Source organism: Variovorax sp. DAIF25 (assembly GCF_050711835.1).
Lineage (GTDB): Bacteria > Pseudomonadota > Gammaproteobacteria > Burkholderiales > Burkholderiaceae_C > Variovorax.
Window position 1 is genome coordinate 1,103,163 of the sequence record NZ_CP136636.1, and the last position, 13,028, is coordinate 1,116,190.

Consider the following 13,028-nt stretch of genomic DNA (forward strand, 5'->3'; position numbering starts at 1 on the left):
GCATGACGAAGACCGTCGAGTTCTATTTCGATTTCGGCAGCCCCGCCGCCTACCTCGCCGCGACCCAGCTGCCCCACGTGTGCGCCGACACCGGCGCCGAGCTGGTCTGGAAACCGCTGCTGCTGGGCGGTGTGTTCCAGGCCACGGGCAACCACTCGCCGGCCGAGATCGCGCCCAAGGGGTCGTACATGACGACCGACCTGCAGCGCTTCGCCAAGCGCTACGGCGTGCCCTTCGTGCACAACCCGCACTTCCCGATCAACACGCTGCTGCTGATGCGCGGCGCCACCGCGATCCAGCTGCAGCAGCCGGCGCGCTTCGATGCCTACGTCGACGCGATCTACCACGCGATGTGGGTCGAGCCGCGCAACCTCAACGAGCCGGCCGAGGTGGGCGCGGTGCTGCAGGCGGCGGGCTTCGATCCCGCGGCGCTGCTCGCGGCCGCGGGCCAGCAGGAGGTCAAGGACCGCCTGAAGGCCGTTACGCAGGAGGCCGTGGCGCGCGGCGTGTTCGGCGCGCCCACCATGTTCGTGGGCGACGACATGTTCTGGGGCCAGGACCGGCTCGACTTCGTGCGCGAGGCGCTGGCCGCCTGATCCCTTCCCTCTTTCTTCTTTCCACAGGACACAAGCCATGAGCGACATCCTCGTCCACGCCGAAGCCGGCGTGATGACCATCACCTTCAACCGCGTCGACAAGAAGAACTCGATCACCAGCGCCATGTACGCCGAGCTGGCCGATGCGCTGGCCAAGGCCAAGGCCGAGGGCGACGCGGCCGTGCGCTGCGTGCTGATCCAGGGCGACCCGACCATCTTCAGCGCCGGCAACGACATCGGCGACTTCCTCAATGCGCCGCCCGCGGGCAAGGACTCGCCGGTGTTCCGCTTCCTGCGCGGCATCGCGACCTTCCCGAAGCCGATCGTCGCGGCGGTCTGCGGCCCGGCGGTGGGCATCGGCACCACGATGCTGTTCCATTGCGACCTGGTCTACGCGGGCGACAACGCGGCCTTCTCGATGCCCTTCGTCAACCTCGGCCTGTGCCCCGAGGCGGCCTCCAGCCTGCTGGTGCCGCAGATGCTCGGCTACCACCGCGCGGCCGAGGCGCTGCTGCTGGGCGAGCCCTTCATGGCCGAGGCCGCGCTCGAGGTCGGTCTGGTCAACCGCGTGGTGCCGCCGACCGAGGCCAACGCCATCGCCCAGACCCAGGCGCGCAAGCTCGCGGCCAAGCCGCTGAGCGCGCTGGTCGAGACCAAGCGGCTGCTCAAGAAGGCGCAACTGCCCGCGGTCATCGAGCGCATGGACGAGGAGGGCGCGAGCTTCGGCCGCATGCTGCGCGAGCCCGCGGCGCGCGAGGCCTTCGGCGCCTTCATGGAGAAGCGCAAGCCGGATTTCTCGAAGCTCTGAGCACGGCGCGGGTCCGTACCTACAACCTGCGTTCTACGGGCTTTCCACAAGCCGCCGAGGCCCCTTCGGCGGGGTCGCACGCGTACACTGGTCCGCGTGCCAGTCCTCCAGTTACACACGCCAGCAGCCCGCACCCAGCGGTCGTTCGATGCTACTGAAAAGGTAGCAATCCGGCCGACGCGCAGGCAGGCGCTGGGCCTGCTCGGCGCCACACTGGCGGCGCCTTCGGTGGTGCTCGCGCGCGTGCGGCCGCTGCGCATCGGCGTGCTCGGTCCCTGGTCGGGTGCCTACGTGGGCGGCGGGCGGCAGTTCGATGCCGGCATGGCGGTCTGGCTGGCCGCGCACAACCAGCAGATCGCGGGCCGCCCGGTCGAGCTGCTGCGGCGCGACGTGCCCGTGAGCGCGCCCGACATGGCGCGCCGGCTCGCGCTCGACCTGGTGGAGAACGAGCGCGTCGACCTGCTGACCGGCCTGCACTTCAGCTCCAACGCCTATGCCGTGGCGGCCGTCGCCACGCAGGCCAAGGTGCCCACGGTGATCATGAACGCGGCCTCCTCGGGCATCACCGCGCGCTCGCCCTACACGGTGCGCGTGTCCTTCACCATCGCGCAGGTCACGCTGCCGCTGGCGCGCTGGGCGCTCAAGGAAGGGCTGCGCGAGGTCTGCACCGTGACGGCCGACTACGCCTCGGGCGTCGATGCCGAGACCGCCTTCGTCTCGGGCATCACGGCCGGCGGCGGCAATGTCGGCGCGATGCTGCGCGTGCCGCTGGCCACGCAGGACTACACGGCCTACATGCTGCGGCTGCGCGAGCTCAAGCCGCAGGCGGTGTTCTTCTTCCTGCCCTCGGGCCAGATGCCGGCGGGCTTCCTGCGCGCCTGGCGCGACCGCGGCATGGCCGACACCGGCATCCGGCTGCTGTCGACCGGCGAGGCCACCGACGACCACTACCTGCAGAACATCGGCGAGCTGGCCGAGGGGCTGGTCACCAGCCACCACTACTCGTACGCACACGAGTCGCCCGAGAACCGCCGCTTCGCCGCGGCCTTCGAGACCGAGTACGGCTCGCACCTGCGGCCCGGCTATTTCGCGGTGGCCGCGCACGATGCCTTCGCGGCGCTCGACCTCGCGATGGCCTCGCCGCTGATGCGCGGCGGCGGCAGCCCCGAGAAACTGATCGACGCCTTCCGCGGCCTCAAGCTCGAGAGCCCGCGCGGCCCGATCGAGATCGACGCCTACACGCGCGACATCGTGCAGACGGTCTACATCCGCCGCACCGAGCGCCGCGACGGGCGCTGGATCAACCGGGAGTTCGAGCGCTTCGAGAAGGTGCGCGATCCGGCGCTGTGAGGCTGCCCGGGCCGATCAGGCCGCCGGCTGCTCGATCGCCCGCGGCCGCCCGCTGTCGTCGATCGCCACGTAGGTGAAGGTGGCCTGCGTCACCTTGATGTACTCGCCCTGGGCCCGGAAGCGCTCGGCGAAGACCTCCACGGTCACGGTGATCGAGGTGCGGCCGATGCGCACCAGCTTCGAATAGAAGGACAGGATGTCGCCGATGCGCACCGGCTGCTTGAAGATGAATTCGTTGACCGCCACCGTGGCTTGGCGCCCCTTGGCGTAGCGCGCCGGGATCACCGAGCCGGCCAGGTCGCACTGCGCCATGACCCAGCCGCCGAAGATGTCGCCGTTGGCATTGCAGTCCGCCGGCATCGGGATCACCTTGAGCACCAGCTCCATGTCGGTGGGCAGGCTCTTCAGGGTGGCGGCGGCGTCGGCACTGGGGGAATCGGACATGGGCAACAATCAGGGCAGAAAAACGACCACGATTGTCCCTCATGCGCCGCGCCGGCGAAGCTGTTTCCACCCCCACCTCCTCCCCACCGCATGCCGGCGGCCACGCACCCGCGCGCGCCGACCGCTCCGACTGGGCCACGCTGCGGCGCCTCTTTCCCTACCTCTGGGACTACAAATGGCGCGTGCTGTTCGCGCTGGGCTTCATGGTGGCGGCCAAGGTGGCCAACGTCGGCGTGCCGCTGCTGCTGAAGAACCTGGTCGACACCATGACGCCCAAGCCCGACATGGCGCAGGCGCTGCTGGTGGTGCCGATCGCGCTGCTGGTGGCCTACGGGCTGCTGCGCTTCAGCACCTCGCTGTTCAACGAGTTGCGCGAGCTGATCTTCGCCAAGGCCACCGAGGGCGCGGCGCGCCGCATCGCGCTCGAGGTGTTCGGCCACCTGCATTCGCTGAGCCTGCGCTTCCACCTCGAGCGCCAGACCGGCGGCATGACGCGCGACATCGAGCGCGGCACGCGCGGCGTGCATTCGCTGATCTCGATGTCGCTCTACAGCATCGTGCCGACCATCATCGAGCTGGTGCTGGTGCTCGCCATCCTCGGCGTGAAGTTCGATGCGCTGTTCGTCTGGATCACGCTGGCGGCGCTGGTGCTCTACATCGGCTTCACGGTCACCGTGACCGAGTGGCGCACCCAGTTCCGCAAGACCATGAACGAGCTCGACTCGCTGGCGCAGAGCCGCGCGGTCGATTCGCTGTTGAACTACGAGACCGTCAAGTACTTCAACAACGAGGCCTTCGAGGCGAAGCGCTACGACGCCAGCCTCGACCGCTACCGCAAGGCCGCGATCACCAGCCAGCGCACGCTGAGCATGCTCAACGCGGGCCAGCAGGCGCTGATCGCGGTCAGCCTGGTGCTGATGCTGTGGCGCGCCACCTCGGGCGTGGTCGAGGGCCGCATGACCCTGGGCGACCTGGTGATGGTCAACGCCTTCATGATCCAGCTCTACATCCCGCTCAACTTCCTGGGCGTGATCTACCGCGAGATCAAGCAGAGCCTGACCGACCTCGACAAGATGTTCGTGCTGATGGAGAAGGAGCGCGAGGTGCGCGACGCGCCCGACGCGAAGCCGCTGGCCGGTGCCGACGCCACGGTGCGCTTCGAGGACGTGAGCTTCGCCTACGAGGCCGCGCGGCCGATCCTCAGGCACGTGAGCTTCGAGATCCCCGCGGGCAAGACGGTGGCGGTGGTCGGGCCTTCGGGCTCGGGCAAGTCGACCCTGGCGCGGCTGCTCTACCGCTTCTACGACGTGCAGCAGGGCCGCATCACCATCGGCGGCGAGGACATCCGCGCGGTGCAGCAGGCCAGCGTGCGCCGCGCGATCGGCATCGTGCCGCAGGACACGGTGCTGTTCAACGACACGGTCGAATACAACATCGCCTACGGCCGCCCGGGCGCCACGCGCGAGGAGGTCGAGGAGGCGGCCCGCGCGGCGCGCATCCACGACTTCATCGCCGCCACGCCCCAGGGCTACGCCACCACGGTGGGCGAGCGCGGCCTGAAGCTGTCGGGTGGCGAGAAGCAGCGCGTGGCGATCGCGCGCACGCTGCTGAAGAACCCGCCGATCGTGATCTTCGACGAGGCCACCTCGGCGCTCGACTCGGCCAACGAGCGCGCGATCCAGGCCGAGCTCAAGAGCGCGGCGCAGGACAAGACCACGCTGGTGATCGCGCACCGCTTGTCGACCGTGGTCGACGCGCACGAGATCCTGGTGCTCGAGGCCGGCGTGATCGTCGAGCGCGGCACCCATGGCGAGCTGCTCGCGAAGCAGGGTCGCTATGCACAGATGTGGGCTTTGCAGAAGAGCGAGGCGGCGCCGCTGCTCTAGCCCGATCATTGCTTTTTTGTTTTTTCCGAAGACTCCAGGAGTTCAGACGTGTCGACCAAGATTCCCCTGCTGGTGCTCAACAGCCTCTCGAGCGCCCACCAGGCCCAGATTGCCGAGGTCTACGACGTGGCCTATGCGCCGGGCGACGAAGCGCGCGCGGCCGCGATCGCCGCGCGCGGCCATGAATTCCGCGCGGTGCTGACCATCGGCGTGATCGGCATCACGCCGGCCGAGATCGAGGCCATGCCCAAGGTGGAGCTCATCTGCTGCCTGGGCGCGGGCTTCGAGGGCGTGCCGCTCGAGGTGACCCGCGCGCGTGGCATCGTCACCGCCAACGGCGCCGGCACCAACGACGACTGCGTGGCCGACCATGCCTTCGGCCTGCTGATCGCCATCGTGCGCGGCTTCCGCACCCTCGACCGCCAGTGCCGCGAAGGCGTGTGGCGCGAGGCGATCCCGCAGCCGCCCAACGTGTCGGGCAAGAAGCTCGGCATCCTCGGCCTGGGCACCATCGGCCAGAAGATCGCCAAGCGCGCGGCGGGCTTCGACATGGAGATCGGCTATCACAACCGCTCGCCGCGCGAGGGCTCGCCGCACCGCTACTTCGGCGACCTGAAGTCGCTGGCCGCCTGGGCCGACGTGCTGATGCTGGCCGCGCCCGGCGGCGCCGCCACGCGCCACCTGGTGAATGCCGAGGTGCTCGACGCGATCGGCCCCCGGGGCTACCTGGTGAACATCGGCCGCGGCAGCGTGGTCGACACCGAGGCGCTGGCCGCGGCGCTGCGCGAGAACCGCATCGCAGGCGCGGCGCTCGACGTCTACGAGAGCGAGCCGAAGCCCCCGCAACAGCTGATCGGCCTCGACAACGTGCTGCTGACGCCGCACCTGGCGGGCTGGTCGCCCGAGGCGACGCAGAAGTCGGTGGACCATTTCATCGCGAATGCCGAGGGGCACTTCGCGGGACGTGGGGTTCTCACGCCGGTCTGACAGGCTGTTCCTCCTTCCCCCTCTGGGGGAAGGCCGGGATGGGGGCACCGGGCGGTGGATGAGCCTGCAGCGGTCGATGCGCCGCGTGCCCCCACCCCGCCCCTCCCCCAGCGGGGGAGGGAGTCAAGCCAGCACCGGCGGGCGGCGCGCACCCCACCCGCAGGCCTCGTCGTACGCATGCCCGAGCCGCAGCACCTCGAGGTCCGCATGGATCGGCCCCGCGAGCTGCAGCCCCATCGGCAGGCCCGCCTCGCCGAAGCCCGCGCGCACGTTGAGCGTGGGCAGTCCCGCCAGCGTGAACGGCGTGACGATCTCCATCCAGCGGTGGTAGGTGTCGCTCGGCACGCCGGCCACCTGCGCGGGCCAGTGCAGCTCGGCGTCGAAGGGGAAGACCTGCGCGGTCGGCGCCAGCACGAAGTCGAAGCGCTCGAACAGCGACAGGAAGGCGCGGTAGACGTTCGAGCGCCATACCGAGGCCTGGAACAGCGAGGCGGCATCGAGGTGCCGGCTCTGCTCGATCTCCCAGCGCGCCTCGGGCTTGAGCTGCTCGACCAGCGCGGGCGTGTTCATGTAGGCACCGAGCTTGCCGCCCACCAGCAACTGGCGCAGCCGCAGCCAGGCGCTCCAGTTGTGGGCGCGCGGCACGTCGAGGGTGCAGGGCTCGACCTCGCAGCCCAGCGCGCGGAAGGTGGCGAGCGCGCTCTCGCCGAGCGCGAGCACGCCGGGCTCGAGCGGCAGGTCGCTCCAGATGCTGCCGAGCCAGCCGATGCGCAGGCCGCGCACCTCGCCCTCGATCCGCAAGTCGTCGGGCGCGGGCAGGGCATGCGGCGACGACAGCGGCACCCGGCCGTCGAAGCCGGCCTGCACCGAGAGCAGCCGCGCGGTGTCCTCCACCGTGCGCGCCATCGGGCCTTCGCAACCGAGTTGCTGGAAGAACAGCTCCTCGTCGGGATCGCCGGGCACGCGCCCGCGCGAGGGCCGCATGCCGATCACGTTGTTGAAGGCCGCCGGGTTGCGCAGCGAACCCATCATGTCGCTGCCGTCGGCCACCGGCAGCATGCCGAGCGCCAGCGCCACGGCCGCGCCGCCGCTGCTGCCGCCCGCGCTGCGCTCGGGCGCGTAGGCGTTGCGCGTGGTGCCGAACACCGTGTTGTAGGTGTGGGAGCCGAGGCCGAACTCGGGCGTGTTGGTCTTGCCGATGACGATCGCGCCGGCCGCGCGCATGCGCGCCACGTGCAGGCTGTCGGTGCGCGCGGGCGTGCGCGGCGGCAAGGGCGAGCCCTTCGAGGTCGGCAGGCCGGCCGCGTGGCTCAGGTCCTTCACCGCGAGCGGGAAGCCGTGCATCCAGCCGCGACGCTCGCCGCGCGCCAGCTCGGCGTCGCGCTGGTCGGCCTCGGCCAGCAGCGCGCCGGGGTCCCGCAGCGAGACGATGGCGTTGAAGCGCGGGTTCAGGGCCTCGATGCGCGCGAGCGTGGCCTGCATCAGCTCGCGGCACGAGAGGCTGCGTTCGGCGAGGCGGCGCGACAGGGCGGTGGCGCTGAGGGCGAGGAGGTCGTCGGTGGGCATGGCGTGGGGTCGGAGAAGGACGAGGCGCCAGTATGTGGCAGCGCGGCGCCGCCCGGGGCCGGACCGGGGGCGGGTTGTCCCCGAGCACCGGCCGGCGCGGCCCCGCGCGCGGCGGCACATAATCGCCCGCCATGGAAACCAAGTGGCTCGAAGACTTCATCAGCCTGGCCGAGACGCGCAGCTTCAGCCGCTCCGCCCAGTTGCGGCACGTGACCCAGCCGGCGTTCTCGCGCCGCATCCAGGCGCTGGAGGGTTGGGCCGGCACCGACCTCGTCGACCGCAGCTCCTATCCCACGCGGCTCACGCCCGCGGGCCAGACGCTCTACAGCCAGGCCATCGAGATGCTGCAGGCGCTGCAGAGCACGCGCGCCATGCTGCGCGGCCATTCGGCCGCCGGGCAGGACGTGATCGAGTTCGCGATACCGCACACGCTGGCCTTCACCTTCTTCCCCTCGTGGGTCACCAGCCTGCGCGAGCACTTCGGCCCGATCAAGAGCCGGCTGATCGCGCTCAACGTGCACGACGCCGTGCTGCGGCTGGTCGAGGGCAGCTGCGACCTGCTGATCGCCTACCACCACCCCTCGCAGCCGCTGCAGCTCGACGCCAACAAGTACGAGATGGTGAGCCTGGGCGAGGAGACCGTGGCGCCCTGGGTCAAGGCCGACGCCGAGGGCGCGCCGCGCTACCGGCTGCCGGGCCGCGCCGGCCAGCCGCTGCCCTACCTGGGCTATGCGCCGGGCGCCTACCTGGGGCGCGTGGTCGACCAGCTGCTCAAGGAATCGGGCACCGCGATCCACCTCGACCGGGTCTACGAGACCGACATGGCCGAGGGCCTGAAGGTGATGGCGCTCGAAGGCCACGGCATCGCCTTCCTGCCGCAGAGCGCGGTGCGCAAGGAGGTGCGCATGCGCAAGCTGGTGAGCGCGCTGCCGCCCGAGATCGACCGGCTCGAGGCCACGATGGAGATCCGCGCCTACCGCGAGCGCCCGCAGGCGCCGCTGCAGACGCGCGCGGGCGGCCGCGCCGCCGCCAAGGCCGCCGGACTCGAGTCGCTGCAGCCCAAGAGCTCGGCCGACGCGCTCTGGTCGTACCTCGTCGGCACCCAGCCGCCGCGCTGATTCCGGGGCCTCGTAGGGAGAGCGCCGCTGGTCGGGCCGGGCGTTTGGGTATAGCCTTTGGGGCCGGGTTTGTGCACTGCACAATCTATAAAAGTCAGGCATAAGTGTTCCCGTAAACAGCATTGGCGTCCGCGCCATGACGCCCCTACAGTCCGGGCAGTTTTTCGGCCGCGGGTCGAACGACCGCAACTCCATGGCACGCGTTCTCGCGTGCTTTTTTTCAGCCGAGAGGTGGGTATGGGCTCCAACTTCAGAACCGAACACGACTTCCTCGGCGAGAAGCAGATTCCCGCCGTCGCCTATTGGGGCGTGCACACGGCCCGCGCGGTCGAGAACTTCGCGATCTCCGGCACCCGCGTGTCGGCCATGCCCGACCTGGTGCGCGCGCTGGCCTTCGTGAAGAAGGCGGCCACGCGCGCCAATGCCGACCTCGGCGCGATCGACCGCGACCGCGCGGCCGCGATCATCCTGGCCTGCGACGACCTGATCGAGGGCAAGCTGCTCGACGAGTTCGTGGTCGACGTGATCCAGGGCGGCGCCGGCACCTCGACCAACATGAACGCCAACGAGGTCATCTGCAACCTCGCGCTCGAGAAGCTGGGCCACGAGAAGGGCCGCTACGACGTGCTGCATCCCAACGACCACGTCAACGCCTCGCAGAGCACCAACGACGTCTACCCGACGGCCGTGCGGCTGGCGCTGTGGTTCGCGATCGGCAAGCTGCTCGAGGCCATGGCGGCGCTGCGCCGCAGCTTCGAGGCCAAGGCGCTCGAGTTCAAGGACGTGCTCAAGATCGGCCGCACCCAGCTGCAGGACGCGGTGCCGATGACCCTGGGCCAGGAGTTCCTGACCTACGCCATCATGATCGGCGAGGACGAGGCCCGCCTCGGCGAGGCGCGCGCGCTGATCGAGGAGATCAATCTCGGCGCCACCGCCATCGGCACCGGCATCAACGCGCCGCACGGCTATGCCAACCTGGCCTGCCAGTACCTGGCCGAGCAGACCGGCGTGCCGCTCAAGCAGGCCGCCAACCTGATCGAGGCCACGCAGGACACCGGTGCCTTCGTGCAGCTGTCGGGCGTGCTCAAGCGCGTGGCCACCAAGCTCAGCAAGACCTGCAACGACCTGCGGCTGCTCTCGAGCGGCCCGCAGGCCGGCTTCGGCGAGATCCGGCTGCCCGCGCGGCAGGCCGGCTCGTCGATCATGCCCGGCAAGGTCAACCCGGTGATCCCGGAGGTGATGAACCAGGTGGCCTTCGAGGTGATCGGCAACGACATCACCGTGACCATGGCGTCCGAAGCCGGCCAACTGCAGCTCAACGCCTTCGAGCCGATCATGGGCTGGAGCCTGTTCAAGAGCATCAAGCACCTGGGCAACGCCTGCAACACCCTGCAGCTGAACTGCGTCGATGGCATCGAGGCCAATCGCGAGTTCCTCGCCAAGCGGGTGCGCGAGTCGGTCACGCTGGTCACCGCGCTCAATCCGCTGATCGGCTACGAGAAGGCCGCGCTGATCGCCAAGACCGCGCTGGCCACGGGCGGGCCGATCGACCTGGTGGCCGAATCGCTGGGCATCATGACGCGCGCCGAGATGGACGCGCTGCTGGTTCCGGAGAACCTGACCCAGCCCGTGCGGCTGTCCGTGCCGGTGCCGCCGGCCGCGGAACCGTCGGGCACAAAGGCTGCTTTGTGAAAGCCGGACAATGCCAAATCCTGTGTCCGCACCAGCCAGGCGCCTTATGCGCCCGGCCGGTGCGCGGCTCGGGGAAAATGCACCGGGTTGGTCCGGGTATTCCCCCGAGACATCATGTCTAGAATTTCGTTGTATCTCTCATTTCCGTCACCCTCAGGAGTTTTCCGTATGAAAAAGCAAGTACTGGCATTGGCAATCGCGGCGCTGGCCGCCGGCGGCGCGATGGCGCAGGCCAATGACACGCTGGCCAAGATCAAGGCATCGGGCGTCATCACCGAAGGTGTGCGTGAATCCTCGGGTCTGTCGTACACGCTGGGCAACGGCCAATACACCGGCTTCCACTACGACGTCTGCGCCAACATCATCAAGGACCTCGAGAAGGCCGCCGGCAAGAAGCTCGAAGTCAAGTACCAGCCCGTGACCTCGCAGAACCGCATCCCGCTGGTGCAGAACGGCACCGTCGACATCGAGTGCGGCTCCACCACCAACAACGCCACGCGCCAGAAGGACGTGGCCTTCGGCGTGACCACCTACGTCGAGGAAACCAAGATCGTCGTGAAGGCGAACTCGGGCATCAACTCGCTGGCCGACCTGAAGGACAAGACCGTCGCCACCACCACCGGCACCACGCCGCTGCAGACCGTGCGCAAGCAGAAGCGCGCCGAGAACCTGACCTTCAAGGAGGTCTACGGCAAGGACCACTCCGACAGCTTCCTGCTGCTCGAGACCGGCCGTGCCGACGCCTTCGTGATGGACGGCTCGATCCTGGCCGCGCTGGCCGCCAAGTCGAAGTCGCCGAAGGACTACAAGATCCTGAACGACGTGCTGGCCGTCGAGCCCATCGCCATCATGATCCGCAAGGACGACCCCGCCTTCAAGAAGGCCGTGGACGACAGCATCAAGGCCCAGGCCAAGTCGGGCGAGCTCGCCAAGCTCTACGACAAGTGGTTCCTGAAGCCGATCCCCCCGGCAAACGTCACCATCAACCTGCCGCTGGGCGAAGCCACCAAGAACGCATGGGCCAACCCGAACGACAAGCCCGCTGAAGAGTACGTGACCAAGGAATAAGCGTCGCGTCGCTGCGTGAATGACGCCCACCTTTCGCGGTGGGCGTTTCTTTTCAGGGACTGATTTTCGGAAGAAGGCGAAGGAGTAAGAAAAATGGGCAACTGGGATTGGCAGGTCTTCCTGCAGGACCCCGGGGGGGAATATCCGACCTATCTGCAATGGATGCTGTCGGCCTGGGGCTGGACGGTGTCCGTGGCACTGTTGGCGTTGATCGTCGCGTTGGTGCTGGGCTCGCTGGTGGGGATCATCCGCACCCTGCCCGACAGCCCGTGGCTGGTGAGGCTGGGCAATGCCTGGGTCGAGCTGTTCCGCAACATTCCGCTGCTGGTGCAGATCTTTCTCTGGTACCACGTCATTCCGGCGCTGGTCCCGGTCATGAAGGGCGTGCCGAGCTTCATCCTGGTGGTGCTGGCGCTGGGCTTCTTCACTTCGGCGCGTATCGCCGAGCAGGTGCGCTCGGGTATCCAGGCGCTGCCCAAGGGCCAGCGCTACGCGGGCATGGCGGTGGGCTTCACCACGGCGCAGTACTACCGCTACGTGATCCTGCCGATGGCTTACCGCATCATCATCCCGCCGCTCACGAGCGAGACGATGAACATCTTCAAGAATTCGTCGGTCGCGTTCGCCGTGTCGGTCACCGAACTCACCATGTTCGCCATGCAGGCGCAGGAAGAAACCTCGCGCGGCATCGAGGTCTACCTCGCGGTGACGGCGTGCTACGTGGTGTCGGCCCTGGCCATCAACCGGCTCATGGCCTTCATCGAGAAGAAGACCCGCGTGCCGGGCTTCATCGTCTCGGCCAGCGGCGGCGGAGGACACTGACATGATGAATCTCGACCTGTCCTTCTACAACTGGGACGTCATCAGCAACTTCGTCATCAAGGGCTTCTACTTCAGCATCATGCTGACGGTGGTGGCCACGATCGGCGGCGTGATCTTCGGCACGATCCTCGCGCTCATGCGCCTGTCGGGCAAGAAGTGGCTCGATGCGCCCGCGGCGCTCTACGTCAACGGCATGCGCAGCATCCCGCTGGTGATGGTGATCCTGTGGTTCTTCCTGCTGGTGCCGGCGTCGTTCTATTCGCTGTTCGGCTCGGTGGGTTCCAACTACCGCTCCGAGATCTCGGCCGTGATCACCTTCGTCGCGTTCGAGGCCGCCTACTTCAGCGAGATCATGCGCGCGGGCATCCAGTCGATCCCGCGCGGCCAGGTGAACGCGGGCCAGGCGGTGGGCATGACCTACGGCCAGAACATGCGCCTCGTGGTGCTGCCGCAGGCCTTCCGCAACATGCTGCCGGTGCTGCTCACGCAAACCATCATCCTGTTCCAGGACACCTCGCTGGTCTACGCCATCGGCGCCTACGACATGCTCAAGGGCTTCGAGACCGCGGGCAAGAACTTCGGCCGCCCGATCGAGGCCTACCTGCTCGCCGCCGTCGTGTACTTCGTGATGTGCTATGCGCTGTCGTACCTGGTGAAGCGCCTGCACAAGAAAATCGCCATCATCCGCTGA

The 13,028-nt window shown here is 68.5% G+C and carries 12 protein-coding genes; 10 read left to right on the forward strand and 2 right to left on the reverse strand.

The window, feature by feature from the left end; translation table 11 throughout:
- Nucleotides 1-2 precede the first annotated feature (2 nt).
- The 3 genes from R0232_RS04980 to R0232_RS04990 all read left to right on the forward strand — a co-directional run bounded on the left by R0232_RS04980 (nt 3) and on the right by R0232_RS04990 (nt 2,754).
- On the forward strand, nt 3-596 hold the full coding sequence (locus R0232_RS04980) for a 2-hydroxychromene-2-carboxylate isomerase (protein ID WP_431511412.1): 594 nt from the start codon (nt 3-5) through the stop codon (nt 594-596).
- Nucleotides 597-633: 37 nt separating this feature from the next.
- Nucleotides 634-1,404, forward strand: a complete 771-nt coding sequence (locus R0232_RS04985; RefSeq protein ID WP_431511413.1) for an enoyl-CoA hydratase — start codon at nt 634-636, stop codon at nt 1,402-1,404.
- A 243-nt stretch (nt 1,405-1,647) separates the two neighbouring features.
- Complete coding sequence (locus R0232_RS04990; RefSeq protein WP_398497115.1) at nt 1,648-2,754, forward strand: ABC transporter substrate-binding protein; 1,107 nt, start codon at nt 1,648-1,650, stop codon at nt 2,752-2,754.
- Nucleotides 2,755-2,769: 15 nt separating this feature from the next.
- Here the strand turns inward: R0232_RS04990 and R0232_RS04995 are convergent, their stop codons facing one another.
- Entirely contained in the window at nt 2,770-3,198 is a 429-nt protein-coding gene (locus tag R0232_RS04995; protein WP_057590974.1) for an acyl-CoA thioesterase, read from the reverse strand.
- Nucleotides 3,199-3,239: 41 nt separating this feature from the next.
- On the opposite strand from R0232_RS04995, the gene R0232_RS05000 reads away from it, so the two are divergent.
- Together R0232_RS05000 and R0232_RS05005 are read left to right on the forward strand one after the other, a co-directional pair.
- Nucleotides 3,240-5,084 carry an ABCB family ABC transporter ATP-binding protein/permease gene (locus tag R0232_RS05000; protein ID WP_431511414.1) on the forward strand — a complete coding sequence of 615 codons (1,845 nt, stop codon included), beginning with the start codon at nt 3,240-3,242 and terminating at the stop codon, nt 5,082-5,084.
- 48 nt (nt 5,085-5,132) lie between these two features.
- On the forward strand, nt 5,133-6,071 hold the full coding sequence (locus R0232_RS05005) for a 2-hydroxyacid dehydrogenase (protein WP_296776848.1): 939 nt from the start codon (nt 5,133-5,135) through the stop codon (nt 6,069-6,071).
- Nucleotides 6,072-6,194: 123 nt separating this feature from the next.
- On the opposite strand, the gene R0232_RS05010 is transcribed toward R0232_RS05005, so the two are convergent.
- A complete protein-coding gene (locus R0232_RS05010; protein ID WP_431511415.1) occupies nt 6,195-7,637 on the reverse strand; it encodes an amidase in 1,443 nt (480 codons plus the stop codon).
- Between the two features lie 131 nt (nt 7,638-7,768).
- Between R0232_RS05010 and R0232_RS05015 the strand changes: the two genes are divergently transcribed.
- The 5 genes from R0232_RS05015 to R0232_RS05035 all read left to right on the forward strand — a co-directional run bounded on the left by R0232_RS05015 (nt 7,769) and on the right by R0232_RS05035 (nt 13,028).
- Nucleotides 7,769-8,755 carry a LysR substrate-binding domain-containing protein gene (locus R0232_RS05015; RefSeq protein ID WP_093354046.1) on the forward strand — a complete coding sequence of 329 codons (987 nt, stop codon included), beginning with the start codon at nt 7,769-7,771 and terminating at the stop codon, nt 8,753-8,755.
- A gap of 237 nt (nt 8,756-8,992) precedes the next feature.
- Nucleotides 8,993-10,447 carry an aspartate ammonia-lyase gene (locus R0232_RS05020; protein ID WP_093354048.1) on the forward strand — a complete coding sequence of 485 codons (1,455 nt, stop codon included), beginning with the start codon at nt 8,993-8,995 and terminating at the stop codon, nt 10,445-10,447.
- 168 nt (nt 10,448-10,615) lie between these two features.
- Complete coding sequence (locus R0232_RS05025; RefSeq protein WP_093354050.1) at nt 10,616-11,515, forward strand: amino acid ABC transporter substrate-binding protein; 900 nt, start codon at nt 10,616-10,618, stop codon at nt 11,513-11,515.
- 93 nt (nt 11,516-11,608) lie between these two features.
- Nucleotides 11,609-12,337: an amino acid ABC transporter permease gene (locus R0232_RS05030; RefSeq protein WP_093354052.1), complete on the forward strand. Its 729-nt coding sequence runs from the start codon at nt 11,609-11,611 to the stop codon at nt 12,335-12,337.
- A gap of 1 nt (nt 12,338) precedes the next feature.
- Entirely contained in the window at nt 12,339-13,028 is a 690-nt protein-coding gene (locus R0232_RS05035; RefSeq protein WP_057590982.1) for an amino acid ABC transporter permease, read from the forward strand.